The sequence below is a fragment of the Gaetbulibacter sp. M235 genome (genome assembly GCF_043876835.1).
Classification (GTDB): domain Bacteria; phylum Bacteroidota; class Bacteroidia; order Flavobacteriales; family Flavobacteriaceae; genus Yeosuana.
Map to the genome: position 1 here is coordinate 394111 of NZ_JBAWJZ010000001.1, position 26400 is coordinate 420510.

Below are 26400 nucleotides of genomic sequence, written 5' to 3' on the forward strand. Positions count from 1 at the left end.
ACTAACTTATATGCAATCCATTAGCCACTGTAGTGTCGTCCGGATTCACAAACACCAATTTACCATGTTCATTTTCAGTCATTAAAATCATTCCTTGACTTTCTACACCACGTAGTTCCCTTGGTGCCAAGTTTATTAAAACAGTAACACGTTTACCTACTACTTCTTCAGGTGTAAAACTTTCGGCAATACCAGATACTATGGTTCTTACATCAATACCTATATCTACTTTTAAAACCAATAATTTTTTGGCTTTCGGCATTTTTTCAGCCTCAAGGATAGTTCCAACCCTAATATCAAGCTTGGTAAAATCATCAAAAGTTATGGTGTCCTTTTGAGGCTCAACTACTCTGCTTGCAGCTTCATTAGCTTTTTTGCTGGCAATCAATTTATCTAATTGCTTTTGAATGGTTTCGTCTTCAATTTTAGAAAACAATAATTCTGCTCCACCAATTTGGTGTCCTGAAGGAATTAAAATGCTTTTTGTTGCAATGTCTTTCCAAGAGTTCTCGATACGATTCTCCGTTGTCGAATCACTTGAACTGACATTAAGAATTGATTTTAGTTTAGCAGATGTAAAAGGTAAAAATGGCTCGCTTAATGTTGCCAAAGCACTAGAAATCTGCAACGCTACATACATGATGGTTTGCACTCGGGCTTCATCAACTTTTATAACTTTCCAAGGCTCTTCATCGGCTAAATACTTATTGCCCAATCTTGCTAAATTCATCAATTCTTGTTGAGCTTCTCTAAAACGGTAACGTTCAATAGAATTTGAAATAATATTTGGAAATGCTTTTACTTCAGCTAATGTTTCTAAATCAATTAGTGAAAATTCATTCGGCATTGGAACAATTCCGTTGTAATATTTATTCGTTAAAACAACTACACGATTGATGAAATTTCCAAAAATGGCAACCAGTTCATTGTTGTTTCTTGCTTGAAAATCTTTCCAAGTAAAATCGTTATCCTTGGCTTCTGGAGCATTAGCTGTTAAAGCGTATCTTAAAACATCTTGCTGATTAGGAAAATCTACCAGGTATTCTGGTAACCAAACTGCCCAATTTTTTGAAGTTGAAAGCTTATTGCCTTCTAAATTTAAAAATTCATTAGCCGGTACGTTCTCTGGTAAAATATAAGAGCCTTCAGCTTTTAACATGGCCGGGAAAATAATGCAGTGAAACACAATATTATCTTTTCCAATAAAGTGAATAAGTTTGGTGTCCTTATCTTTCCAATAAAGTTCCCAATCTTTTCCTTCGCGAGCAGCCCACTCTTTTGTTGATGATATATAACCAATTGGCGCATCAAACCAAACGTAAAGCACCTTTCCTTCAGCACCTTCAACTGGTACAGGAATTCCCCAATCTAAATCACGAGTTACAGCGCGAGGACGCAAACCATCATCAATCCATGATTTAACTTGTCCGTACACATTAGGTTTCCAATCATTTTTATGACCTTCTAAAATCCATTCTCTTAAAAAAGCTTCGTGCTTATCAAGTGGCAAAAACCAATGTTTTGTTTGTTTTAATGTAGGTACATTTCCTGTTAACGCCGATTTTGGATTTATTAAATCGGTTGCATTTAAACTTGTTCCACACTTTTCACATTGATCTCCATATGCTTCTTCATTTCCACATTTTGGACACGTTCCTGTAACAAATCTGTCAGCTAAAAACTGATTAGCCTTTTCATCAAATAATTGTTCAGTAGTTTCTTCAATAAATTCTCCTTTATCGTATAAAGTTTTAAAGAATTCTGATGCTGTTTCATGATGAATTTTTGCCGAAGTCCTTGAGTAATTATCAAAAGAAATTCCAAACTCTTCAAAAGATTGTTTGATAATGGCATTGTATTTATCTACAATATCTTGAGGCGATACACCTTCATTTTTTGCTTTAATGGTTATAGGCACGCCATGTTCGTCACTTCCACAAATAAAAGCTACATCATTTCCTGTTAAACGCAAATAACGTGAGTAAATATCGGCTGGAACATAAACACCTGCCAAATGACCAATATGAATTGGGCCATTTGTATAAGGTAATGCTGCAGTGATGGTATATCTTTTTGACATTGTTTTATATTTTGAAGGCACAAAAGTACGCAATTTGAGAGGTTTTTAGAAAAAAAATGTACATTTACGACAAGCTAAAAAACCTGCCAGTTTTATCCCAAAATAAACTTGAAACAAAAAATATTAAATCATGATTTTAAAAAAAATAATTTTTCTTCTTTTGTGTGCTATTTCAATTGAAACGTATTCTCAAAATAAAATGATTCAACCTCCTTATCTAAAAGCTGGTGATACCGTTGCTATTGTAGCGCCTTCTGGTGCTTTAAGAAATAAAAATGAGAAAATAGAACTTACCATAGAGCTTTTAAAAAGTTGGGGGATTAATGTTGTTGTAGGTAAAAATGTATTTAACATAAACAATCATTTTGCTGGGACAGATGAAGAACGATGTGAAGATTATCAAAAAGCGTTGGACGATCCTACTATTAGTGCTATTTTATGTGCTAGAGGCGGCTATGGAACCGTTAGGATTTTAGATAAGTTAGATTTCACAAAATTCAAGAGAAACCCAAAATGGCTTATAGGTTATTCTGACATTACTGCCTTACACAACCAGCTACAAAATGAAGGTTTTGAAAGTATTCATGGCATGATGTGTACTAGTGTTCAAAAAGATCTTGATTCAATTAAAGAAACTGTTTCAACTTTTAAAGATGCTATTTTTGGAAAGCCTTTGGCTTATACTTTAGAAGGTTCTGATTACAATAAAAAAGGAACAGCATCAGGCGAATTAATTGGTGGAAACTTAACTTTATTGCACACCATGTTGGGCTCAAAAACAAGCATAGATACTTCTGGAAAAATATTATTTATTGAAGAAGTTGGTGAATATGAATACCATATAGACCGTATGTTACAAAGTTTAAAACGTGCAGGTTATTTTGACAATTGCAAAGGGCTTATTGTAGGAGACATTTCTGAAGTTCGTGTAAATCCAACACCTTGGGGTTCATCGGTTGAGCAATTAATCTTAGACGCTCTTTCTGAATACGATTTCCCAATAGCATTTAATATGCCTGCCGGCCATGAAAAAGATAACAGAGCTATGATATTTGGTAGAACTGTTGATTTAATTGTTGATAAGGATAAATCGACCGTTGTTTTTGAGAACTAAAATTTGCGTTCTTTTTGCAACTGCTCATAAGCAGCTTGAACTTGCCTGAATTTTTCTTCAGCTCCTTTTTGGTGTTCTTTACCTAAATGAATCACCTTATCTGGGTGATATTTTTTAGCCATGGTTCTATAGGCTTTTTTAACCTCATCGTTAGTGGCTGATTTATCAATTTCCAAAATTTTATAGGCATTATCGCTACTATTAAAAAACATGGCCTTAATGCTTTCAAAATCAATATGGCTAATACCTAAATAACTTGCCATAGTTTGAATTTCACTAACCTCATCTTCAGTAACCAATCCATCAGCTTTTGCTATTCCAAATAAAAAATGAATGAGTTGTAAACGAGATGGATGATCCATCATTTGCCTAATCTGTAAACAAACCTGACGAGCAGAAATATTTTGTTGTTTATTTATTTCTTTAAATAATCTAAACGCATGGTTGGCACGTTCTTTACCATACATGCCAACAAACTGCTGACGTACAAAATCTAATTCACGCTGGTCTTGTTTCCCATCGGCTTTTATAACAATAGATGCTAAAATAAGCAAGCTTACCTCAAAATCTCCTGGTTGTGTTTGAACAGATTGCCTAGTTTGTTGTTCTTTATATATTGTGCTGGAGTTTCCATTAGACATGGCGTCAACCATGCTTCCTAACGCCAATCCTATTATTGCACCAATTGGACCACCAAACGACCATCCTAAAGCACCTCCTATCCATTTTGAAAAACTCATGCAAGTATAAATTTTGTTTATCGTCAAATATAATATTTGTTAGTATATTGAGTGTCTATTTTGTTACACAATTAATATCTTTGCAATCACATTAAGTTAATTTAAAACATTTAAAAATATGTATCCAGCAGAATTAGTAAAACCAATGCGTGAAGATTTAACCAAGGTTGGGTTTGAAGAATTACATACAGCAGAAGCTGTTGATGCAGCCTTAGCAAAAGAAGGAACAACTTTAGTTGTTGTTAACTCGGTTTGTGGTTGTGCAGCGGCAAATGCGCGTCCAGGAGCTAGAATGAGTTTACAAAACGCTAAAAAACCTGACCATATAGTAACCGTTTTTGCTGGTGTTGACAGAGAAGCTGTTGATAAAGCAAGACAACACATGGTTCCGTTTCCTCCAAGTTCACCAAGTATGGCATTATTTAAAGATGGTGAATTGGTGCACATGCTAGAGCGTCACCATATCGAAGGAAGACCAGCTGAAATAATCGCTGAAAACCTTATGGATGCTTACAATGAATATTGTTAAAAGCATTATAGTTTAAAAAAATTAAACCATGACTAAGTCATGGTTTTTTATTTTATAACGCAACCTTTTTAGCATCAAATCATCTAACAATAAACGCTAAATCATGAAAAAGATTTTTTTAACTTTATTTACTATTAGTCTCCTTTTTATGTTGTTTCAGTGTGAAGATGATTCAAAACTAACGAAAGAACAAGAACTTCAAGAATTGGTTACTTTAAAACAAACTATTAATGATTTAGCATCCCAATCGGTTTGTAACGAAAACACAGAATGCAAATTTATTGCTTTTGGCAGTAAACCTTGTGGTGGACCTTGGAGTTATTTGGTATACTCTACTTCTATTGATGAAAATAAACTTGAAAAATTAGTAGAACAATACAACCAAAAAGAAGCTGCTTTTAATATTAAATACACCATTTTTTCTGATTGTTCTTACGTAAATCCACCATCTTCTACTAAATGCGAAAATAACACCTGTATTCCTGTTTATCAAAACTAAGTTTTTACTTATTTTTGGGGCATGCTTAAACTTTTGTCATACCCTTTAACAGTAATTTATTATTTGTTCTTTTTAATAACATTATTAATATTCCATCCTATACAATGGTTTTGTTTTAATGTTTTTGGTTATCAAGCTCATAAAAAAAGTGTTGATGCCTTACAGTTCTGCTTGATGTGTTGTGGTACTATTTTAGGAACTAGGTTTTCATTTATCAATCCACATAAAATTGATACCAATCAGCCTTTAATAATTGTTGCTAACCATCAAAGTTTACACGACATCTATCCTATTACCTGGTATATGCGTAAACATCACCCAAAGTTTATTAGCAAGATAGAATTAGGTAAAGGCATTCCTAGTGTATCTTATAATTTACGTCATGGTGGTGCTGCATTAATTGATAGAAAAAATCCAAGGCAATCATTGCCTGCTCTTATGAAGTTTGGTGAGTATATTGAGGAAACCAAACGTTCTGCTGTTATTTTTCCCGAAGGAACCAGAAGTAAAAATGGTGTTCCAAAAGAATTTCAAACTAAAGGATTGGAGATTTTATTCAAAAAAATTCCATCGGCTTTAATTGTTCCTATATCAATTAATGACTCTTGGAAAACAGTTCGTTACGGAAAATTTCCTATGGGAATAGGAACCCACATCACTTTTAAAGTACATTCCCCTTTAAAATTGTCTACCTTTGCAGATAAAGAAGCTCTTATTAAAACTATAGAGACTACTATAAAAAATGATATACAACCTTAAAAAATAACTATGTCTTTAAAAAATGTGAGATTAGAAGTGATGCAGTTTTTGGAAAAAGACGTTGAAGCTTTAATAGAGAAATATCTGATTCCAATAGAAAAAATATGGCAACCAACAGATTTTTTACCAAATTCTGAAGGACATAATTTTTTTGAAGAAGTCAAAGAAATAAGAGAATTATCAAAAGAATTACCTTATGACTTTTGGGTGGTTTTAGTTGGAGATATGATTACAGAAGAAGCACTTCCTACCTATGAATCGTGGTTAATGGATGTTGAAGGTGTTGAACAAGTAGAGCGCAATGGTTGGTCTAAATGGATGAGACATTGGACTGCGGAAGAAAACAGACATGGTGATGTGCTTAATAAATATTTATACCTATCAGGCAGAGTGAATATGAAGGAAATCGAAAAAACAACACAGTATCTTATTGCTGATGGTTTTGATATAGGTACAGATAGAGATCCATACAAAAACTTTGTATATACCAGTTTTCAAGAATTAGCAACCTATATATCACATAATAGGGTGGCTAAAATTGCAACAAAAAGTGGCAACAAACAGTTAGGTAAAATGTGTAAAATTATTTCTGGTGATGAAATGAGACATCATAATGCGTATTCTGAGTTTGTTGAACGAATTTTTAAAGTAGATCCTAGCCAAATGATGATGGCTTTTCAATATATGATGAAACAAAAAATCACCATGCCTGCTCATTTTTTAAGAGAATCTGGAGACAAAATAAGTACGGCTTTTGAAGAGTTTTCAAATACAGCTCAACGTATAGGTGTTTACACATCAAGAGATTATATTGAAATCCTTGAAAAACTAATTGCTCGTTGGGAAATTGACAAAATCACCAATCTTACTGATGAAGCTGAAAAAGCAAGAGAATACTTAATGAAACTTCCAGAAAGAATGTTGAGATTGGCAGATAGAATGAAAATCCCTGAAAATTCATTTCAATTTAAATGGGTTGAACCTGCAACTTTAAAGCTATAATTTTTTTAAATAATATATTAAATTCCTTTTGTTTCAAGAGGAATTTTTATTTTTAAAGATGCTAACTAAAGAAGAACAAATTACCAAAACCATTGCTTTTGTAAAAGAGCAATTAACCAATGCTGAAGGCGGGCATGACTGGTTTCATATTGAGAGAGTTTATAAAAATGCCCTATTAATTTCTAAAACTGAAAATGTTGATGGCTTGGTAGTATCTCTTGGGGCTTTGTTACATGATATTGCCGATAGTAAATTTCATGATGGAGATGAAACCAAAGGCCCTAAAATTGCTAGAAAATTCTTATTTAAATTGAATGTAGATTCTACTATTATTGAACATGTTATAAAAATTATTGAAAACATTTCCTTTAAAGGTGGCAATGAAGCCCAAAAATTTAAATCGATAGAATTAGACGTCGTTCAAGATGCAGACAGATTGGATGCCATTGGCGCTATTGGCATTGCTCGTTGTTTTAATTACGGTGGTTTTAAAAATCGTCAATTATACAATCCAGATATTCAACCAAACCTTAACATGACCAAGGACGAGTATAAGTCTTCAAATGCTCCAACAATTAATCATTTTTATGAAAAATTGTTGTTATTAAAAGATAAAATGAATACTAAAACAGCATACAAAATAGCTTTAGAAAGGCATAATTATATGGAAACCTTTCTAAAACAATTTTATAAAGAATGGGATATCTAGAAGTTACTAAGCTGATTATTAAAGCATAATCCTTATAAAAAAATTGTCTCATATAAATAAAAGTGCTGTTAATCGTTAAAACCATGTTTAAATATATGCTTTTAATAATTTAGCAAAAAAATTATACGTTATCTTAAAATTACTTAATGACTTATAAATTAACCTACAAAATTGTCTTTGGATTTCTAATTTTAATAAATTCATTTTCCTCTTTCTTATTTGCTCAACCAGAAACAACACCCTTTTTAAACATTGGATCACCAAATGGAAATGAATTTTGGCAAGTTGGAAAAACTCCCTCAATAACTTGGGAAAGTGCCAATTTAACTTCAGATGTTGTTTTAGAGTATTCAATAAATAATGGCAGTTCTTGGCTTCCAATTGCTACAGTTTCCAATACTTCCAAAAGCTATCAATGGTCTATTCCTAATACTATTTCCTTACAGTGTTTAGTGCGTGCAAAATCTGATGCAATTGATGATGTAAGTAATGCTGTTTTTGAAATCTCAGATGACACTTCTTCTTGTACTATTGTAGTTTTGGGCTCATCTACAGCATACGGCACTGGTGCAACTCCAATAGAAAATTCTTGGGTAAATTTATATAGTTCTGCTTTATTCCAAAAAAACACAAAACTTAATGTTATTAATTTGGGTTATCCTGGGTTTACAACGTATCAAATTTTACCAACAGGAACAACATTACCTGATGGGGTGGTTGAAACTATAGACGAAAATAGAAATATAACCAAGGCATTAACTTATAATCCTACGGCTATTATAGTTAACATGCCTTCAAATGATACTGCCAATGGTTATTCAATAACTAGCCAATTAGAAAATTATGCTACATTAAATTCTGTTTCAACAGATAATTCAGTTCAAATGTGGATAGCAACACCACAACCTAGAAATTTTTCAACTCCTTCTAAGATCCAAACTCAAATAGATGTTAGAGATGAGATATTTTCAATATATACTGATAAAGCAATTGATTTTTGGAACGATATAGCGGATGTAAATGGAAAAATTCTTAGTAATTTAGACTTTGGTGATGGTATACACTTAAACAATGTTGGTCATAATATTCTATTTAATCGGGTGCTAAATAAAAATATCGAAGAATTTACCTGTCCAGGAGGAACATTAAATCTAACCAAAACAGTTATTAATGCTGACTTTGAGCTTCATATCTTCCCAAATCCTTATAAGGATTTCATTTTTCTAAATTTTAACACAAATTTTTCAGGGGAATTAAAGGCTGAATTTTATGATGTTTTAGGCAGAAGAATAACACAAAAGAATATGAATTTTACTTTTAAAACTGGAAACAATAATGTTCCTATTGGATTAAAAGAAATAGAATCTCACAATCAACTTATATTTGGGATATTTACTTTTAAAACTGATAATAATATCATTCAAAAAAGAGTAAAACTAATATTAAAATAACAGCCCATAAAATAGCTTTAGAAAGGCATAATTATATGGAAACCTTTCTAAAACAATTTTATAAAGAATGGAACGGGCTTAATTAACCTGCAGCTAATAAAGGCTGTTCTATAATCTTTTTAATCTCTTTTCTGTAGTTAGAAGCACTTTTACCTGTTATATCATTAAACTGCTTGTTGAAATGAGAAAAGTTATTAAAACCACACTCAAAACAAATATCAGCAATACTTAACTGGCTTTCGTTTAATAACTTGGTTGCATGAACAACTCTGTATTCGTTTACTAACTCGGTAAAGGTTTTTCCAGTTGCTTTTTTAAAGAATCTACAAAAAGCAGGAACTGTCATACTTACCTTATCAGCAATTTCATCTAAACTAATATGATTTTGAAAGTTATTGTTAACAAACTTAAATATAACATCAATTTTAGAGCTGTCCTGTGGTTTTGTTTCAAATGCAAATCCATCAGCATTTAACAACGTATAGTCTTCAGACTCTGCTAAATCATTTAAAACTTCAAGAAGTTTTAAAATTCTTTCAAATCCTTCAAGTTCAGGTAAGCTTTCAATTTTTGGGCCAACAATCTTTTTGGCTTCTGGTCTATAAAGAATTCCTTTTTTTGCTCTTTCAAATAGCGAGGCTATTCTGCTCATTTCTGGAGCATTAAAAAAGCCTTCTCCTAAAAAATCTGGTTTAAACTGTACTACAGTTTCTGTACCATTAGCGGTAAGCCTATCTGTAAATCCATTGTGTGGGAGATTTGATCCCAACAATATAAGCTGACTGTTATTAAAATATGATAGATGATTTCCAATATGTCTTTTTCCTTTGCCTTTGTTTACATAAACCAGTTCAATCTCTGGGTGAAAATGCCAAAAGGCGCAATTGTTTTCCCTCTTTTCTGTATGTTGTTTTACTAATAAAGAACTACCAAAGCTAGGGCTAACTTTTTCAAATGTAGGTTTCTTGTTAAGCATAATTAATTTTTTTACAAAGATATAACATAAATTTCTGAAACATTGTGTTCTATTAACTAAAACATATGCTATTTTAACTTAACATTTTATTAACTATTGTTTAACAGTTAATATAACACACAAATTGAGCAAGATGGTTGTTTTTTCACACATAAATATACCATAATTTAGCTTTGTTGAACGTTAAAAACCAAGTCATGAAAAAAGTAATTAACAAGAGTGTAATAATGGTAGTTATGTGTACTGCCTTATTAAGTAATGCCAATGTAGGTTCTTCTTTTATTCCTAAAAAAGAAAAAGAAATTGCAAAAACGATTGTTACCATTAATGATGTAAGTGAAGGTCAAAGTTTAATAATAAAAGATTTAAACGGATTTATATTATATAAAGAATTAATAAAACAATCCGGTTTATATTCAAAATCTTTTGATTTGACCGAGCTTCCAAATGGAGATTATGTGTTTCAATTAGAAAAAGATATGGAAATTAAAACCATTCCTTTCAAAGTTGCATCAAATAAAGTAAATTTTATTAAAGAAAAAGAAACAACCATTTACAAACCATATGTATTTAAGAAAAATAATTACATATACATCAATAAATTAGCATTAAATGGTGAGCCATTAGATATTAAAATATATTATGATGGTAATGATAGCAATGAAAGTTTAATTTATTCGGAAACTATTAAAGATGTTAAAACTATAGGAAAAGCTTATAAGCTTTTGAAACATGCTACCGGAAACTACAGAGTTGTTTTGACTTCTAACAATAGAACTTACTACGAGCGATTTAATCTTTAAGCAAAAAAACAAGTTGTTAAAGAGAGCCACAAATGTGTGGCTCTCTTTTTTTGTATTAAACTCAATTATAGAGCTGTGTTAATATTCAAAATAACTTTCTTAATGTGTTACAAAGAAAAATCAGGTTTCAAAAAACATATATTTTTTTAACTCACGTCTATGCTAAATTAACTTAACATTAAATTAACATATGTCATAGTGATAATATAGCATATAAATTAGCCAAAATTGTTGTTTTATTAGCTCCATATCAGATATACATTTGCACTATAAAACGTTATGAAAAAACCAAATCATGAAAAATAGAAAAACAACATTAAGAAAAATAATATTATCTGCAGTAATGCTTGCTGCAATGTATAGTAATGCAAACAATGGATTAAGTAACAATCCTAAAAATGAAAATAAAACAACTTTCAGTATAAAAGATGTAAAATCTGGAAATCAATTATTGATTAAAGATTTGAATGGTATTATTCTTTACAAAGAGTATATTAAAGACTCTGGAGATTATTCAAAAGGTTTCGATTTAACAGCTTTGCCAAATGGTTCTTATGTATTTGAACTTGAAAAAGATTTAGAAATTAAATTCTATCCTTTTACAGTAGAATCAAATAAGGTTTTATTTAGTGAAAATGAAACAACAATCCACAAACCATATGTTACTGCAAAAGGTAATTATTTATATGTTTCTAAATTAGCATTAAATAATGAGCCATTAGATATTAAAATATATTACAAAGACACATCTGAGTTAATTTATTCAGAAAAAATTAAAGACACAAAAAGTATTCAAAAAGTATATAAACTATCGTCAAATTATAAAGGAGATTATACAATAGTTTTAAACTCAAATGGAAGAGAATATTATGAATATATCACACTATAAATAACATTATAGTTTTAAAAATTTAGTTTAGTTTAGTTTGTTAAAAGGCGAGTATTAATGTTTTAATCTCACCTTTTTAATTTAATATCAATATTTTAAAAACATTGAAATATATGTTATTTGTTAAAAAATAATTTGTTAAATTTTTTAACAGTGTTAAAATAGCATAGAAATACGTCAATATTGATGTTTTAAATAAAGCAAAACGCTATTACTTTTACAAAGAATTTTTTAGTTGATAAAAAACGCATCAAATATAAATGATGTATTAATTAGTTTAGTTTGTTAGAAAAAGTGAGTAGCCCATACTCACTTTTTTTTTGCACCAAATTAAAAGTCTATTTTCCTGGGAAATCTGCTTTTCTTTTTTGTAAAAAAGCGGTAGTGCCTTCAACAAAATCTTCTGTTCCAAAACAGTTTCCAAATTCTTCAATTTCAACTTCAAAACCATTAACGCCATCAATAAAATTAGCATTAATAGCCTTAATAGCAGCAGAAATCGCTACAGAAGAATTTCGAGATATTTTTTGTGCCAATTTTTCACAAAATGGCAATAACTCTTCTTGAGGTGTAACATGATTTACCAAACCATAGGACAAGGCTTGTTTAGCATCTATCATACCAGCCGTCATAATCATTTCCATGGCGCGCCCTTTACCTACTAAATTTGGTAATCTTTGGGTGCCACCGTAACCAGGAATAAGGCCAAGCGATACTTCTGGCAAACCCATTTTAGCATTATCACTTGCAACCCTAAAATGACAAGCCATAGCTAATTCTAAACCACCGCCAAGAGCAAAGCCATTAACAGCAGCAATAACTGGTGTTGACAGGTTTTCAATAAAATCAAATAGCAATTTTTGCCCTTTTGCTGCTAATTTCCCACCTTCTTCAACAGAAAAGTTAGCAAATTCACTAATATCTGCTCCTGCAACAAATGCTTTTTCGCCACTTCCGATTACAATAATAACTTTAATACTTGAATCTTCATCGGCTTCTTTAAATGCTTGATGCAGTTCTTTAATAGTTGCTTTATTTAAAGCATTTAATTTAGTAGGACGGTTTATGGTAATAATTGAAAAATCGTTATGATTTGATATTAAGATATTTTCATAATGAATCATGATTACTGAATTTTAAGTTTTAAAAAAGTTGTTCTTTAGGAATAGTAACTTTAAAAGTTGTTCCTTTATCTGTTTCAGAAACAAAAGAAATCGTTCCTTTTTGCATTTCTACTATATTTTTTACCATAGCCAAACCAAGTCCCATTCCACTTGTCTTGGTAGTAAATTTAGGTTCAAACACTTTAAATTTATTCTCTTCTGAAACTCCAGAACCATTGTCAGATACCGTGATTACAACATTATTATCTAGCGACTTCACATTTACTGTAATTTTAGGGTCTCTGTCTTCAGGAATTGCCTGAATTCCATTTTTAACCAAATTGGTAACTACACGTATAAGCTGAGTTCTATCAAATTTTGCTATGATTTCTTCGGAATCGGATGAAAATATAATATAATCTTCATTAAAAATCTCTAAAGCAAGTTTCACCACCTTAACAACATTTAAAGTTTCATTTTGTTGTGCAGGCATTTTTGCAAAGTTTGAAAAGGCTGAAGCTATTGAGCTCATCGTATCAATTTGCTGAATCAAGGTTTTACTGTATTCATCAACCTTCTTGTTAATATTCTCATCTGTTGGATCAAATTTTCGTTGAAAATTTTGAACCGTTAAACGCATTGGTGTCAGTGGGTTTTTAATTTCATGGGCTACTTGTTTTGCCATTTCACGCCATGCCTGTTCACGTTCAGAAGTAGCTAATTTTACGGCGCTATCCCTTAATTCATCAATCATACTATTGTAAGAATTAACCAAACTGGAAATTTCTTCACTAGTATCTCCAATTTCAATACGTTCATTACTTTTTTCCAAGCGTGTAGTAATAATTTTATCGCTTATGGTTTTTAATGATTTTGTAATATACTTTGATAAAATAAAAGCAATCGCAACGGCCATAAGCAATACAAATGAATAGGCATATAATAACCGGAGTAAAAATTCATTTAGCTCTTTAGAAAGAAACTCATCATTTTCTAAATAAGGCAGATTTAATATGGCTAATGGTTTAGATTTTTGATCGGTTATATATGAATATGAGGATTGAAAAGTTTCACCATTTACAACACTTTTCTCAATATACTTATGCTCACCTTGGTCTGAAACTTTATTAGATAATTCGTTTAAAATTTCTGGTCTTATACAAACCTGAATGGTGTCTAAAGTAAGGGTCGCTCTTGATGTTTTTAAAAGTGTTCCATCAAGGTCGTATAAATTTAACTGCAGCGAATGGACTTCGGCAATTTCATAAATTTCGTCTTTAAATATTAACGGAATTTTTTCTGTTGTAACAGGGTATGACGTTTCTCTTAAAACAAAATTTATATGGCTTAGTATGGCTTTTTCTTTACGTTCAAGTCTTTGTATGTGATAATCTTTGGTTTCTTCCTTGTATTGATAAATTGCCACAGATGCTATTAGTACAGACGCCAAAAGAACCAATAGTATCATTCCTATAAAAATACGTGTTCGTAAAGACAATCGTTTTAAATTCATGCACTGATATTTTGAATCAAAAACATCAAACTATTCAATGTTTTTAAGATTAATAAATATAGCAATAATTGAACCAATCCTATTTCTTAGGCATCAGGATTTTTTGTTCTAATATTCTTATAAACTTTAAACCCTAACATAATGAGTATTCCCAACACAGCTAAACCTACAATTCCATAAATCCAATTAATGGCATTTTTTAGAATTACTAAAAAAACAACCGCAAAAAGTATAAAAGTGGCTCCTTCATTCCAGATACGCATAAAACTGGATGTTTTTTTAATGTCATCATTTTGTAACTGTTTATAGTATTGATGCGTTTTAAGATGATACATTATAAGAAGAATTACAAATAACAATTTTACATGCATCCAAGGTTGTTCCAGCCAATAAGGTTGTAAAATAAGTAACCAAACAGCAAAAATAGTAGCAAGTATTGCCGAAGGCCATGTAATAATAAACCATAAACGCTTTGCCATTAACTTAAGTTGTTTGCCTAAAATTTCTTTTTCGGGAGATGGTTTATGAAAAGATTCTATTTGATACACAAATAGTCGAGGAATATAAAATAATCCTGCAAACCAGGTAATGACGAAAATAAGATGAAACGATTTTATATAATTGTAAAATTCCATTTTAAAAACTCTTTAATGAGATAAAAATAATCATTATTGAATTAAATCTTTTCTAATTTCCTTGTTTAATAAGTAAGCTGTAACAATAGTAGAAAGCACATCTGAAATAGGAAAAGACATCCAAACTCCTAGCTCACCATAAAACTTGGGCAAAATTAAAATTAAAGGAATAAAGAACAGACCTTGTCTCAACAATGTTAAAAGCAAAGCAGGAGTTGCTTTCCCAATAGCTTGAAAATACGCAGCACCTATAAGTTGAATCGCTATTATTGGAGTAGCGGCAAATACCCAACGCATATCGTTAGGTGTTTGATTAATAACATTCATATCTGAGGTAAACATTCTGGTAATCTCTTCAGGAAAAACCATTAATAAAATAAAAACTAAAGTAGCCATAATCATTGCATACTTTATAGCAGTATTGATGGTTTCTCTTACTCTTGCATAATTTTGAGCTCCATAATTAAACCCAGCTATTGGTAAAAACCCTTGCGTTAAACCTAAAACGGGAAACATAGCAAACATGAGCATTCTTCCAACAATTGCATATGAAGTTACCGATGTTTCTCCACCCAAATCATACAAAATATTATTCATAAACAAATAGGTGATACTCACCACAGCTTGTCTAGCTAATGTCACAAAACCAAGGGAACCAATTTCGTATACTAGTTTTGGATTTAACCCAAAATGAGACAGGTTTATTTTTAATTCAGAATGTTTTGATGAGAAAAACCAAAATATGTACGCAAAACAAAAAACATATGAAATAGATGTTGCCCAAGCTGCTCCTTCCATTCCTAAGTCTAGCACATTAATAAAAATATAATCTAGAATTAAATTACCAATTGATGGTATCATCATAGCGTACATTGCAAATTTTGGTTTGCCTTCTGCTCTAATAACGGTGTTTCCCATCATGCAAAGTGCTAAAAAAGGAACACCATAAAGTACAATGGTATAATATATTTTAGCAGGAACAAACATGGCGCCTTTTCCACCAAAAGATACTATGATATTGTCTGCAAACAATAAACCTAAAACCACCAAGGTTATGGTTAGCAATAATGTAAGTGATATTTGATTGCCAAGTGTTTTTAAAGCTTTTTCCTTGTTTGAAGCTCCAAGCGCTCTTGAAATTATTGATGACCCACCAATACCAATTGACATACCTAAAGCGGCAATAAAAAAGGAAACAGGAAGCACAACGTTAATGGCTGCAATAGCAATTGAGCCAATCCAATTTCCAACAAAAATGGTATCTACTAAAATATTAAGTGACATCACTAATATTCCAATAGATGCAGGTACTGCTTGTTTTATAAGTAATTTATTGATTGGTTGTAGCCCTAAATCTTTCGAAGATATTTTTGCCATATTTTTATGGCTTAAGCCCAGTTTTTAATCCATTTTGCTAATAAGTTAACCCAAGAATCATCATCATTTAAACAGGGAATGGTTGTGAATTCACTACCTCCCATTTCATGAAATATTTCTTGTCCTTCCATAGCTATTTCTTCTAAAGTTTCTAAACAATCGCTAACAAATGCAGGTGTTACAATTGCCATATTTTTAATACCTTGTTTTCCTAATCGCTCTATGGTTCTGTCTGTATAAGGTTGCAACCATGGATCGAAACCTAAACGTGATTGAAAAGATGTTGAAAAAGTTCCCTCTTTAAGGTTTAATTTTTCTCCTACCATTCTTGTCACCTCTAAACATTGGTGTTTGTAACAAAACTCGTGTGCTTTTGAAGGTGTAACGCAACAACTTCCATCTATTTTACAATGCGATTTTGTTACATCACTTTTTCTAATATGTCTTTCCGGAACACCGTGATATGAAAATAATAAATGCTCATAATTCTTCCCTTCTAAATGAGCTTTTATTGAATTTGAAAGCACTTCAATATATTCTGGATCGTTATAAAAAGCTGGTAAAGATTCTATTTTTAGATTAGGAAAATGTTCTTTTTGAATGTCATAAGCTAAAACATTAATCGTTTCAGTAGTTGCCATTGCAAATTGTGGATACAAAGGTATCATAAGGATGTGTTCAACTCCTTTATTTACCAATTTCTGGAGCCCCTTATGTATAGACATGCTTCCGTAACGCATGGCCAAGCCAACAGGAATATCAACTTGTTTTTGAACTTTAGCTTGCAATCTTTCAGATAAAACAATAAGAGGAGAGCCTTCTTCCCACCAAATCCTTTTATAAGCTGCGGCAGAAGCTTTTGGGCGAGTGTTTAAAATTATACCTTTTACAAGCAAAGTTCTTGCCCATAAAGGCACATCTATAACACGTTCGTCCATTAAAAATTCACCTAAATATTTTTTCACGTCTTTGGGATCTGTGCTTTCGGGAGAACCAAGATTTACTAAAAGAATTCCTTTTTTCATTATAAATTTTTTGCTAAGGTAAGGAGTAATTTATTTAAAGGTTTTAAATATTTTTATAGAATTGAACCAAGTTATTGAATTAAAAATCAACTCTCATTTTTCTGTTTTATTTTGTGAATATAAATTTGAGTTTTCTTGGTTATGCTCACAATCCTGAAAAATGCCACATGAAATTGTTGGGCGAACTAAAGATTTAACATTTAAATTTTTTGATAAAGCTTCAATTTCTGGAGTTAAGTAATTCATATCATACCGTTTTATAAATTATTGTAAGTTCTCAATTCTAATTCAAAGAAGAAATGTATTTTTTAGGAGTTGTTCCATATTTTTTTTTAAAAGCTGCAATAAAATGACTAGATGTACTGTAGCCTACTTTTAGACCAACTTCATTGACATTATCGTCCCCAGATTCTAACATTTTTCTGGCAACTTCCATTTTATAATCAACTAAAAAACCAAAAACGGTATTACCATATATCTGTTTAAATCCTTCTTTTAATTTTTTTAAACTTAAACCAATATCATCGGCTAACTCTTGCAAACTAGGTGGTTCTGCCATTTGAGAAATAATAATATCTTTAGCTTTTCTTAATTTAATCACATTTGTTTCATCAACTAAAAAAGGACATTGCTCAATATCGGCTTCTTCATTTCTGTTAAAATACAAACTCAAAATTTCATAAGCTTTTCCTTTAAAATACAAGTGCTTTATTGAATGGTTTAGGTTGTAGTTTATTAACTGATTTAAAACTATTGCCATTGATGGAGAGATCTCTCCATCTTTATAATACTTTTTATCTCTATTATCTTCATTTAGGAAAGAAATATAATCAGCCTCTTGTGAAAATAAGGCGTGGAATTTCTTGATTGAAATTAAAACCGAAACAATCCAGGAATTTGGATTTATTTCAATATTAATAGGCAAACTCCGTTGAGGGTTATATAATAGCAAAGAATTTTCTTCAAGTATGTTTAATGTGTAAGTTCCTTCATTAAAAATGAATTTACTTGAACCTTTTAAACTAAAATGAAACTGCAAACAATCATTATGAACTTCACGTCGCAAATTAACTGGTCTATCTTCTTCATTTTTATAGCTTAAAACCAAAAAATGATCATCAATATATGTTTCATCAAAATACCTTTCAGCGACATTTTTTTTGTCTGATTGAGAACCAATATTATTAATATTATTTAGATTCATTCTAATTTATTGTTTTTAAAATCATTGATTTTAGGGTAAAAATATGATAAATATCATAAATTATTAAAAAAAATGTTTAAAAACCTATAATCGATACTTAAAGTTCTTTTGGCGTTGTTTTTTTTAAATTTACATACATACATTTGTTATTCAAATTTTGAAGTCTCGTAATGCAACAATATAATATTTCTAAAAGCAGTTCCTTCTATGCTTTAGGATTAAGCTATAAAAAAGCTGATGCCGATATTAGAGGGCGTTTTAGTTTAGACGAAAATTCAAAAATTAATCTACTTAATCAAGCCAAAGAGAATGGTATTGAGAGTTTGGTTATTACCTCAACCTGTAATAGAACAGAAATTTACGGTTTTGCACAACATCCATTTCAACTCATACAATTGCTTTGTGAAAACACTAAAGGAACCATAGAAGAGTTTCAAAAAGTGGCTTATATCTACAAAAATTCTGATGCTATTTCGCATATGTTTCGTGTTGGCTCTGGTTTAGATAGTCAAATTTTAGGTGATTTTGAAATTATTAGCCAAATTAAAAAAAGTGCTGTTGTTTCAAAAAAATTAAATTTATTAAACCCTTTTTTAGAACGTCTTGTTAATGCGGTTATTCAAGCAAGTAAACGTATTAAAACTGAAACCGAAATATCATCTGGCGCAACATCTGTATCATTCGCTTCTGTTCAATATATATTTAACAATGTAGAAGATATTTCAAATAAAAATATCTTGTTATTTGGCACTGGTAAAATAGGGAGAAATACTTGTGAAAATTTAGTTAAACATACTAAAAATGAGCGCATTACACTTATTAATAGAACCAAAAATACTGCCGAAAATATTGGAGGAAAACTAAACTTGGTTGTAAAAGATTACGCGAACTTACAAGAAGAAATTACTCAATCAGATATTTTAATTGTTGCAACTGGTGCTCAAAGACCAACGATTGACAAACATATTGTTCAAACAAAAAAACCGCTTCTTATTTTAGATTTATCAATTCCAAAAAATGTAGATAGCAATGTTGAAGACTTACCAAATGTGAATCTTGTTCATTTAGATGATTTATCAAAAATTACTGATGAAACCCATGAAAAAAGAAAAGAACATATTCCTTTTGCCGAAGCTATTATTGAAGATGTTAAAAAAGAATTTAACGATTGGCTTGAAACAAGAAAATTTGCTCCAACCATTAAAGCTTTAAAAAGTAAGCTTTTAGATTTCAAGAATGCTGAACTAGAAGCACAACGTAAAAAAAGCGCCAATTTTAATGAAGAACAAGCAGAATTGATCAGCAATAATATCATTCAAAAAATAACCAATCATTTTGCCCATCATTTAAAAGACGATAATATTTCTACTGATGATAGCCTTGAACTTATAAAAAAAGTGTTCCAATTAGAAAATTTAATAGATGTCTGAAATTATAAGAATTGGTACTCGCGATAGCGAATTAGCACTATGGCAAGCAAAAACAGTACAAGACCAACTAGAAAAACTAGGCTATAAAACATCATTAGTTCCTGTGAAATCTACAGGAGATTTAGTATTGGATAAACCATTATACGAACTTGGCATTACAGGCATTTTTACCAGAACCTTGGATATTGCCATGCTAAATCATGATATTGATATTGCGGTTCATTCTTTAAAAGATGTTCCAACAGTTTTACCAAAAGGCATTGTACAGGCTGCAGTAATAAAACGAGGGAATATTAACGATACTTTGGTGTTTAAAAACAATGAAGAGTTTTTGGCCCAAAAAGAAGCCGTTATCGCTACTGGAAGCTTACGTCGTCGAGCCCAATGGTTAAACAGGTATCCTACTCATACTATTGTTGATTTACGTGGAAACATGAATTCGCGCATGCAAAAATTAAAAGACAATGAAGATTGGAACGGAGCTATTTTTGCAGCTGCTGGTTTAGGACGAATTGGTATTAGACCCGAAGAAGCTATTAATTTAGATTGGATGATTCCTGCGCCAGCACAAGGAGCAGTTATGATTACCGCTTTAAAAGAAAATGAATTTGCAGTAAATGCCTGTGCTGAATTAAATCATGAAGAAACAGAAATTTGCACAAGTATTGAACGTGAATTTTTAAACAGGTTAGAAGGCGGATGTACAGCGCCTATTGGAGCTATTGCACAAATAAAAAATGAAGAAGTTGTTTTTAAAGGTACTTTATTAAGTATTGATGGCTCTAAAAGAATAGATGTTACACGTGTTAAAAAATTAGGCGAACATCATGATATGGCTGCTTTTTGCGCTAATTTTGTGATTGAACGTGGTGGAAAACGCTTAATGGATGAATTACAAAGAACAAACAAACAAACTACCGTTTACTCTACAAAGACATTAACCGAAGGCCAAAGACATTTATTAAGTCATAAAATAAACGTCAAAAGTTCAGATTTTATAAAAGTAAGTCTCAATAGAATTCCTAAAACAGTTTTAAAATCTAATCTTAATAATGTTATCATTACAAGTAAAAATGCTGTTGAAGCGCTAACCACTAATTTTTCTTCTGATGAATTAAAGTTCAAAAACATTTATTGTGTTGGTAGGAGAACTAAGCAATTAATTGAACAAAAAATTGGAAAAGTAGCTCACTCAGAAAACAGTGCTAAAAATCTGGCTAACTATTTAGTAGACTATATGGAAGGTACAGAAATCACCTATTTCTGTAGTGATTTACGTTTGGACGATTTACCAAAAATATTAGAAGACAATAATATTACTGTTAATGAAGTAGAAGCCTATAAAACTGTTTATTCATCACTAAAAGTTGACGAATCTACCGAAGGTATTATGTTTTACAGCCCATCAACCGTTCAGAGTTATATCTTGCAAAATAAAGCCAAAAAAATAGCTTTCTGTATAGGTGATACAACAGCCGAAGAAGCTAAAAAACACTTTAAGGATGTTCGTATTGCAAAAGTACCAACTGTGGAAAGTGTTATTGAATTGGTGAACGAACATTACGTTTGATTTTTTTTACCAGACTATTTAAATTTTAAAAACCAACAAGCCTTTATACAACCAAGGAACAACAAAACATATGATAAAAAACGATTTATTTTTAAGAGCTTTAAAAGGAGAAACTGTTCAACGCCCACCAGTTTGGATGATGCGTCAAGCTGGAAGATACTTACCAGAATTTATAGCACTTCGTGATAAATATGATTTCTTCACAAGATGCAGGACTCCTGAGCTTGCAAGTGAAATTACAGTACAACCAATTCGTAGATTTGGAATGGATGCCGCTATATTATTTAGTGATATTTTAGTGATTCCACAAGCTATGAATATTGAGGTAGAAATGAAACCAAACTTTGGACCATATCTTCCAAATCCAGTTCGCGACCAAAAAGGTGTTGACAACGTTGTTGTTCCAGATGTTTATGTGGAATTAGATTATGTTATGCAAGCCATAAAAGCCACAAAAGAATTGTTAAACAATGAAGTGCCATTAATTGGTTTTGCTGGTTCACCATGGACAATTTTATGTTATGTTGTTCAAGGTCAAGGAAGTAAAACATATGATAAAGCAAAAGAATTTTGTTTTACTAATCCAGTTGCTGCTCATCAATTATTACAAAAAATCACAGATACGACCATTGCTTATTTAAAAGCGAAAGTAGAAGCTGGTGTTGATGCCGTTCAAATATTCGACTCTTGGGGAGGCATGTTATCGCCAGTAGATTATCAAGAATTTTCATGGCAATATATCAATCAAATTATTGAAGCTTTAAAAGATGATGCTCCGGTAATTGCTTTTGCTAAAGGATGTTGGTTTGCTTTAGGAGAAATGGCAAAATCAAACGCCTCTGCTTTAGGAGTTGACTGGACTTGTTCGCCAAAAAATGCACGTTACTTAACTGGCGGGAACATTACGCTGCAAGGTAACTTTGACCCTGCTCGTTTATTATCACCTCCGTCAGACATAAAGAAAATGGTTCATCAAATGATAAATGAGTTTGGTAAAGACAAGTATATTGTAAACTTAGGCCATGGTATTTTACCAAATGTCCCAATAGAAAATGCCAGAGCATTTATTGATGCCGTAAAAGAATATAAATAACAATCTAAGTTTCAGTATAACAATAGGTTAGTTTTAATATTTTTCTTACTTTCAGTACCAGCTTTTAGTCAACCAGATATTGAATGATTTACAGTTCGGATACATTTTACATTGAATCATTAAAATTTAATGATGCCCTTAATCTTAATAAATTATTGGTATCAAATACCGAGCGTTTTAAACTTTACTTACCAAAAACTCTTTCAGAAAACAGAACTTTAGAAAGTACAAAAACATATATTTTAAGACGGAATGAGTTAATGACTTCTAAAGTGGAATATACTTTTACGATTAAAGACAAAACCTCAAAAGGTATCGCTGGACTCATTATTTTAAAGGCAATTAATTGGGATAAAAAAAAGGGTGAATTTGCTTATTGCATAGGAAAAACATTTGAAGATAAAGGATGGATGACTGAAGCTATACAAGCGACTTCCAAATTTTGTTTTAAAGAGTTAAGCCTTGAAAAACTTCAAATTATTTCACATAAAAGCAATTTAGCTAGTATAAAAGTAGCCGAAAAAAGTAACTTTGTTTGGATAAAAACTTTAAAAAACGAATTTACACCAACGGGTCAATCTCCTATAGATATGGAATTGTATGAGTTAAAGGCCTAATAATTAAATCAAAAAAATGGCAACAGATAACATTCTTTCTCCTTTCCAAAAATTTGTAAAAATAGAAAGCTTTAGTGGAATACTTTTATTACTGGCAACAATCTCCGCAATTGTTTGGGCCAATTCCTCTTTTTCAGAAAGCTATCATGCGCTTTGGGACTATAAAATTGGGTTCACATCTGAAAGTTTTGAGTTAAGCAAACCATTAATATTATGGATTAATGATGGTTTAATGGCTATTTTCTTCTTTTTAATTGGTTTAGAAATTAAAAGAGAATTTCTAATTGGTGAACTGAATTCAGTAAAAAAAATAGCGTTTCCTCTTTTTGGTGCCTTAGGAGGAATGATTATTCCCGTACTTTTTTTTATTGTTCTTAATCAAAACCCAGATACTTTAAAAGGTTGGGGTATCCCTATGGCTACTGATATTGCTTTTTCTTTAGCCATCTTAAAAATTTTAGGAAATAAAGTGCCCTTAAGCCTAAAAATATTTTTAACCGCCTTTGCTATTGTTGACGATTTAGGTGCAGTATTAGTCATAGCATTATTTTATAGCGGAAGCATAAAAATGAGTTTATTAGGCATTGCATTGCTGCTTTTAGTTGTTTTATATTTTTTATCATACAAAGGGTATTATTCTAAGTTTTCATTAATTGTTTTAGGAATAGTCATTTGGATATTATTTTTAAAATCAGGCATTCATCCTACTTTAGCAGGTGTTTTATTAGCCTTTTCAGTACCCATAAGACAAAAAATTAAAACTCCAGAGTTTATAGATAATTTGATAACCATTACAAATAATATTAAAGAGGCAAAAAAAACAAAAACACCCATTCTTTCTCATGAACAAATTCAACAAATAGATGATTTAGAAGATTGGACAAATAAATATCAATCACCTCTTCAACACTTAGAACATAATTTACATGATTGGGTAGCTTATTTTATCATTCCTGTTTTTGCTTTAGCAAATGCAGGTGTTATGATAAATAGTTCCGTTCCTTTGGAAACAGCCTTAGTGATTAATATCGTCGTTTGTTTAGTTTTAGGAAAAAGTATAGGTATTACTTCGATTATTCTAATTGCCAAAAAAATTAAACTTATTGAAGTCCCGTCAGACATTAGTAATTGGCAAATAATTGGTGTGTCTTTCTTAGCTGGTATTGGTTTTACTATGGCCATTTTTATTGCAAGTCTTGCGTTTTCAGGTGATCCATCTTATATTGATTCAGCTAAAATTGGCATTTTAATAGGTTCTTTAATTTCAGCAATAATTGGTTACCTTATTTTAAGATTTAAAGTAAATGAAAGATAAATTTTACCAATACATACAAAATTTACAAGATTCCATTACTTCAAAACTTGAAGCAGTTGATGAAAAAGCTCGATTTAAAGAAGATCTTTGGGAACGACCTGAAGGTGGTGGTGGAAGAACACGGGTTATTGAAAACGGCAATGTATTTGAAAAAGGTGGTGTAAATATTTCTGCAGTTCACGGAAAATTACCAGAAACCATGCAAGCTTATTTTGGTGTTAAAGACGCCAATTTTTTTGCTTGTGGTTTAAGTTTAGTATTGCATACTAAGAATCCAATGGTTCCTACTGTTCATGCCAATTGGCGTTATTTTGAAATGTATAACCAAAATGGGGATTTAGTAGATAGTTGGTTTGGTGGCGGACAAGATTTAACGCCTTATTATTTATTTGAGGAAGATGCTGTTCACTTTCACAAAACATGTAAAACAGCCTGCGATAAACATAACTCTAATTTTTATAGCGATTTTAAGAAAAAGTGTGATACTTATTTTTGGAATGCTCACCGAAACGAAGCTCGTGGAATAGGTGGTTTATTTTTTGATTATTGTAAAACTTCAGAAGCTATGAACATGGAAAATTGGTACAACTTTGTGACCGAAGTTGGGAATAGTTTTCTTGAAGCCTATGTTCCAATAGTTGAAAAACGAAAAAATTTACCTTATACAGAGGCACAACGTACTTGGCAGGAAATTCGTCGCGGCCGTTATGTGGAATTCAATTTGGTTCACGATAAAGGTACTTTATTTGGGCTAAAAACCAACGGGCGTATTGAAAGTATTTTAATGAGTTTGCCTCCACATGTACAATGGGTTTATGATCATCATCCTGAAAAAGACAGTGATGAAGAAAAATTAATTAATGTACTTAAACAACCTAAAAATTGGGTTTAAATTATGATATAAGTAAGGTTTTAAAAACTTTTTACTTTGTATTTTTAACTTCCTAAAATAAAACTATGTATCCGTTAAGAAGAAATAGACGTTTAAGAACCAATGAAGCCATTCGCTCTTTGGTTAGAGAAACCATAATCACTCCAAATGACTTTTTAGTACCACTTTTTGTTACTGAAGGCAAAGGTGTAAAAGATGAAATTCCTTCAATGCCAAATTACTTCCGTTACAGTTTAGACTTATTGGAAAAGGAAGTTAAAGAACTGTGGAAATTAGGATTGAAATCAGTTTTGCTTTTTGTTAAAGTCCCAGACAAATTAAAAGATAACCAAGGAAAAGAAGCTTTAAACCCGAACGGATTGATGCAACGTGCTATTAAAACAGTAAAAAATGTCTGCCCAGATATGTTGGTGATGACCGATGTTGCTTTAGATCCATATTCATCTTATGGGCATGATGGAATTGTAAAAAATGGTATGATTATAAATGATGAAACTTCTTCTTTTTTGGCAGAAATGAGTGTGTCTCACGCCAAAGCTGGAGCTAATTTTGTGGCTCCAAGTGATATGATGGATGGCAGAATTTTATCCATTAGAGAAGCGCTTGAAGACGAAGGCTTCATCAATACTGGCATTATGAGTTATTCGGCTAAATATGCATCTGCTTTTTATGGACCGTTTCGTGATGCTTTAGATTCAGCTCCAGTTGATATGGTCGATGTGCCAAAAGATAAAAAAACATATCAAATGGATTATTCAAATAGAATTGAAGCTATTAGAGAAACTGAAATGGATATTGACGAAGGTGCTGACATCGTGATGGTAAAACCAGGTTTATGCTATTTGGATATTGTAAGAGAAATACGAGATGCCGTTGATGTTCCGGTGGCTGTTTATCAAGTCTCTGGTGAATATGCCATGATTAAAGCTGCTGCAGAAAAAGGCTGGTTAAATCATGACGCTGTAATGATGGAACAAGTAACAGCCATTAAACGTGCTGGAGCCGATATCATTGCTTCTTACTTTGCTAAGGATGTTGTGAAACTTATTTCTTAGCTTTAGAAAAAATTTATAGC

Annotated in this window: 26 protein-coding genes; 16 read left to right on the plus strand and 10 right to left on the minus strand. The window is 31.4% G+C overall.

The genetic code is table 11. The features are described 5' to 3' along the window. Position 1 precedes the first annotated feature (1 nt). Positions 2-2080, minus strand: a complete 2079-nt coding sequence (metG, locus tag V8G69_RS01810) for a methionine--tRNA ligase (RefSeq protein WP_394879995.1) — start codon at positions 2078-2080, stop codon at positions 2-4. Positions 2081-2210: 130 nt separating this feature from the next. Here metG and V8G69_RS01815 point away from each other — a divergent pair, with 130 nt between their 5' ends. Continuing rightward, positions 2211-3194: an LD-carboxypeptidase gene (locus tag V8G69_RS01815; RefSeq protein WP_394879996.1), complete on the plus strand. Its 984-nt coding sequence runs from the start codon at positions 2211-2213 to the stop codon at positions 3192-3194. Here the strand turns inward: V8G69_RS01815 and V8G69_RS01820 are convergent. Beyond that, on the minus strand, positions 3191-3934 hold the full coding sequence (locus V8G69_RS01820) for a TerB family tellurite resistance protein (RefSeq protein WP_394879998.1): 744 nt from the start codon (positions 3932-3934) through the stop codon (positions 3191-3193). The two genes, V8G69_RS01815 and V8G69_RS01820, sit on opposite strands and share 4 nt — an antisense overlap. Before the next feature lie 118 nt (positions 3935-4052). Here V8G69_RS01820 and V8G69_RS01825 point away from each other — a divergent pair, with 118 nt between their 5' ends. The 6 genes from V8G69_RS01825 (at position 4053) to V8G69_RS01850 (ending at position 8883) form a co-directional block, all read left to right on the plus strand. Further along, positions 4053-4463, plus strand: coding sequence for a BrxA/BrxB family bacilliredoxin (locus V8G69_RS01825; RefSeq protein ID WP_394880000.1), 411 nt, complete (start codon positions 4053-4055; stop codon positions 4461-4463). Positions 4464-4566: 103 nt separating this feature from the next. Beyond that, positions 4567-4962, plus strand: coding sequence for a hypothetical protein (locus V8G69_RS01830; RefSeq protein ID WP_394880002.1), 396 nt, complete (start codon positions 4567-4569; stop codon positions 4960-4962). Positions 4963-4983: 21 nt separating this feature from the next. Further along, positions 4984-5721, plus strand: a complete 738-nt coding sequence (locus tag V8G69_RS01835) for a lysophospholipid acyltransferase family protein (protein WP_394880004.1) — start codon at positions 4984-4986, stop codon at positions 5719-5721. 9 nt (positions 5722-5730) lie between these two features. Next, positions 5731-6723, plus strand: a complete 993-nt coding sequence (locus tag V8G69_RS01840; protein WP_394880005.1) for an acyl-ACP desaturase — start codon at positions 5731-5733, stop codon at positions 6721-6723. Positions 6724-6781: 58 nt separating this feature from the next. After that, positions 6782-7432 carry an HD domain-containing protein gene (locus tag V8G69_RS01845; RefSeq protein WP_394880006.1) on the plus strand — a complete coding sequence of 217 codons (651 nt, stop codon included), beginning with the start codon at positions 6782-6784 and terminating at the stop codon, positions 7430-7432. A gap of 146 nt (positions 7433-7578) precedes the next feature. Then, on the plus strand, positions 7579-8883 hold the full coding sequence (locus V8G69_RS01850; protein ID WP_394880007.1) for a GDSL-type esterase/lipase family protein: 1305 nt from the start codon (positions 7579-7581) through the stop codon (positions 8881-8883). A gap of 82 nt (positions 8884-8965) precedes the next feature. Here V8G69_RS01850 and V8G69_RS01855 read toward each other — a convergent pair whose 3' ends face one another. Then, positions 8966-9859, minus strand: coding sequence for an AraC family transcriptional regulator (locus tag V8G69_RS01855; protein ID WP_394880008.1), 894 nt, complete (start codon positions 9857-9859; stop codon positions 8966-8968). Positions 9860-10056: 197 nt separating this feature from the next. Between V8G69_RS01855 and V8G69_RS01860 the strand changes: the two genes are divergently transcribed. Beyond that, a complete protein-coding gene (locus tag V8G69_RS01860; RefSeq protein ID WP_394880009.1) occupies positions 10057-10662 on the plus strand; it encodes a hypothetical protein in 606 nt (201 codons plus the stop codon). A 295-nt stretch (positions 10663-10957) separates the two neighbouring features. After that, positions 10958-11551, plus strand: coding sequence for a hypothetical protein (locus V8G69_RS01865; protein WP_394880010.1), 594 nt, complete (start codon positions 10958-10960; stop codon positions 11549-11551). 338 nt (positions 11552-11889) lie between these two features. Here the strand turns inward: V8G69_RS01865 and V8G69_RS01870 are convergent, their stop codons facing one another. The 7 genes from V8G69_RS01870 to V8G69_RS01900 all read right to left on the minus strand — a co-directional run bounded on the left by V8G69_RS01870 (position 11890) and on the right by V8G69_RS01900 (position 18408). Continuing rightward, positions 11890-12672, minus strand: coding sequence for an enoyl-CoA hydratase/isomerase family protein (locus V8G69_RS01870; protein ID WP_394880177.1), 783 nt, complete (start codon positions 12670-12672; stop codon positions 11890-11892). 22 nt (positions 12673-12694) lie between these two features. Continuing rightward, a complete protein-coding gene (locus tag V8G69_RS01875) occupies positions 12695-14167 on the minus strand; it encodes an ATP-binding protein (protein WP_394880011.1) in 1473 nt (490 codons plus the stop codon). An 86-nt stretch (positions 14168-14253) separates the two neighbouring features. Beyond that, positions 14254-14802: a CopD family protein gene (locus V8G69_RS01880; RefSeq protein ID WP_394880012.1), complete on the minus strand. Its 549-nt coding sequence runs from the start codon at positions 14800-14802 to the stop codon at positions 14254-14256. A 33-nt stretch (positions 14803-14835) separates the two neighbouring features. Further along, on the minus strand, positions 14836-16179 hold the full coding sequence (locus tag V8G69_RS01885) for an MATE family efflux transporter (RefSeq protein ID WP_394880013.1): 1344 nt from the start codon (positions 16177-16179) through the stop codon (positions 14836-14838). Between the two features lie 11 nt (positions 16180-16190). Continuing rightward, on the minus strand, positions 16191-17204 hold the full coding sequence (gene hemH / locus V8G69_RS01890) for a ferrochelatase (RefSeq protein WP_394880014.1): 1014 nt from the start codon (positions 17202-17204) through the stop codon (positions 16191-16193). A gap of 93 nt (positions 17205-17297) precedes the next feature. Then, a complete protein-coding gene (locus tag V8G69_RS01895; RefSeq protein WP_394880015.1) occupies positions 17298-17450 on the minus strand; it encodes a hypothetical protein in 153 nt (50 codons plus the stop codon). Positions 17451-17487: 37 nt separating this feature from the next. Continuing rightward, entirely contained in the window at positions 17488-18408 is a 921-nt protein-coding gene (locus V8G69_RS01900; RefSeq protein ID WP_394880016.1) for a helix-turn-helix transcriptional regulator, read from the minus strand. Between the two features lie 170 nt (positions 18409-18578). Between V8G69_RS01900 and hemA the strand changes: the two genes are divergently transcribed. The 7 genes from hemA (at position 18579) to hemB (ending at position 26380) form a co-directional block, all read left to right on the plus strand. Continuing rightward, positions 18579-19838 (plus strand): glutamyl-tRNA reductase, encoded by a 1260-nt coding sequence (gene hemA / locus V8G69_RS01905; protein WP_394880017.1) that lies wholly within the window; start codon positions 18579-18581, stop codon positions 19836-19838. Further along, positions 19831-21408 (plus strand): hydroxymethylbilane synthase, encoded by a 1578-nt coding sequence (gene hemC, locus V8G69_RS01910; RefSeq protein WP_394880018.1) that lies wholly within the window; start codon positions 19831-19833, stop codon positions 21406-21408. The genes hemA and hemC overlap by 8 nt, the downstream gene beginning before the upstream one ends. Before the next feature lie 70 nt (positions 21409-21478). After that, on the plus strand, positions 21479-22501 hold the full coding sequence (gene hemE, locus V8G69_RS01915; RefSeq protein ID WP_394880019.1) for a uroporphyrinogen decarboxylase: 1023 nt from the start codon (positions 21479-21481) through the stop codon (positions 22499-22501). 83 nt (positions 22502-22584) lie between these two features. Next, positions 22585-23118 carry a GNAT family N-acetyltransferase gene (locus V8G69_RS01920; RefSeq protein WP_394880020.1) on the plus strand — a complete coding sequence of 178 codons (534 nt, stop codon included), beginning with the start codon at positions 22585-22587 and terminating at the stop codon, positions 23116-23118. A gap of 16 nt (positions 23119-23134) precedes the next feature. Then, complete coding sequence (gene nhaA, locus V8G69_RS01925) at positions 23135-24433, plus strand: Na+/H+ antiporter NhaA (RefSeq protein ID WP_394880021.1); 1299 nt, start codon at positions 23135-23137, stop codon at positions 24431-24433. Further along, entirely contained in the window at positions 24423-25325 is a 903-nt protein-coding gene (hemF, locus tag V8G69_RS01930; RefSeq protein ID WP_394880022.1) for an oxygen-dependent coproporphyrinogen oxidase, read from the plus strand. Before nhaA ends, hemF begins: the two co-directional genes overlap by 11 nt. Positions 25326-25390: 65 nt before the next feature. Then, on the plus strand, positions 25391-26380 hold the full coding sequence (gene hemB / locus V8G69_RS01935) for a porphobilinogen synthase (protein ID WP_394880023.1): 990 nt from the start codon (positions 25391-25393) through the stop codon (positions 26378-26380). The last annotated feature ends 20 nt before the right edge of the window (positions 26381-26400 follow it).

Coding starts and splice junctions, on each gene's coding strand:
- metG (WP_394879995.1), bottom strand. CDS start 2,080: ATGTCAAAAAGATATACCATCACTGCAGCATTACCTTATACAAATGGC.
- V8G69_RS01815 (WP_394879996.1), top strand. CDS start 2,211: ATGATTTTAAAAAAAATAATTTTTCTTCTTTTGTGTGCTATTTCAATT.
- V8G69_RS01820 (WP_394879998.1), bottom strand. CDS start 3,934: ATGAGTTTTTCAAAATGGATAGGAGGTGCTTTAGGATGGTCGTTTGGT.
- V8G69_RS01825 (WP_394880000.1), top strand. CDS start 4,053: ATGTATCCAGCAGAATTAGTAAAACCAATGCGTGAAGATTTAACCAAG.
- V8G69_RS01830 (WP_394880002.1), top strand. CDS start 4,567: ATGAAAAAGATTTTTTTAACTTTATTTACTATTAGTCTCCTTTTTATG.
- V8G69_RS01835 (WP_394880004.1), top strand. CDS start 4,984: ATGCTTAAACTTTTGTCATACCCTTTAACAGTAATTTATTATTTGTTC.
- V8G69_RS01840 (WP_394880005.1), top strand. CDS start 5,731: ATGTCTTTAAAAAATGTGAGATTAGAAGTGATGCAGTTTTTGGAAAAA.
- V8G69_RS01845 (WP_394880006.1), top strand. CDS start 6,782: ATGCTAACTAAAGAAGAACAAATTACCAAAACCATTGCTTTTGTAAAA.
- V8G69_RS01850 (WP_394880007.1), top strand. CDS start 7,579: ATGACTTATAAATTAACCTACAAAATTGTCTTTGGATTTCTAATTTTA.
- V8G69_RS01855 (WP_394880008.1), bottom strand. CDS start 9,859: ATGCTTAACAAGAAACCTACATTTGAAAAAGTTAGCCCTAGCTTTGGT.
- V8G69_RS01860 (WP_394880009.1), top strand. CDS start 10,057: ATGAAAAAAGTAATTAACAAGAGTGTAATAATGGTAGTTATGTGTACT.
- V8G69_RS01865 (WP_394880010.1), top strand. CDS start 10,958: ATGAAAAATAGAAAAACAACATTAAGAAAAATAATATTATCTGCAGTA.
- V8G69_RS01875 (WP_394880011.1), bottom strand. CDS start 14,167: ATGAATTTAAAACGATTGTCTTTACGAACACGTATTTTTATAGGAATG.
- V8G69_RS01880 (WP_394880012.1), bottom strand. CDS start 14,802: ATGGAATTTTACAATTATATAAAATCGTTTCATCTTATTTTCGTCATT.
- V8G69_RS01885 (WP_394880013.1), bottom strand. CDS start 16,179: ATGGCAAAAATATCTTCGAAAGATTTAGGGCTACAACCAATCAATAAA.
- hemH (WP_394880014.1), bottom strand. CDS start 17,204: ATGAAAAAAGGAATTCTTTTAGTAAATCTTGGTTCTCCCGAAAGCACA.
- V8G69_RS01895 (WP_394880015.1), bottom strand. CDS start 17,450: ATGAATTACTTAACTCCAGAAATTGAAGCTTTATCAAAAAATTTAAAT.
- V8G69_RS01900 (WP_394880016.1), bottom strand. CDS start 18,408: ATGAATCTAAATAATATTAATAATATTGGTTCTCAATCAGACAAAAAA.
- hemA (WP_394880017.1), top strand. CDS start 18,579: ATGCAACAATATAATATTTCTAAAAGCAGTTCCTTCTATGCTTTAGGA.
- hemC (WP_394880018.1), top strand. CDS start 19,831: ATGTCTGAAATTATAAGAATTGGTACTCGCGATAGCGAATTAGCACTA.
- hemE (WP_394880019.1), top strand. CDS start 21,479: ATGATAAAAAACGATTTATTTTTAAGAGCTTTAAAAGGAGAAACTGTT.
- V8G69_RS01920 (WP_394880020.1), top strand. CDS start 22,585: ATGATTTACAGTTCGGATACATTTTACATTGAATCATTAAAATTTAAT.
- nhaA (WP_394880021.1), top strand. CDS start 23,135: ATGGCAACAGATAACATTCTTTCTCCTTTCCAAAAATTTGTAAAAATA.
- hemF (WP_394880022.1), top strand. CDS start 24,423: ATGAAAGATAAATTTTACCAATACATACAAAATTTACAAGATTCCATT.
- hemB (WP_394880023.1), top strand. CDS start 25,391: ATGTATCCGTTAAGAAGAAATAGACGTTTAAGAACCAATGAAGCCATT.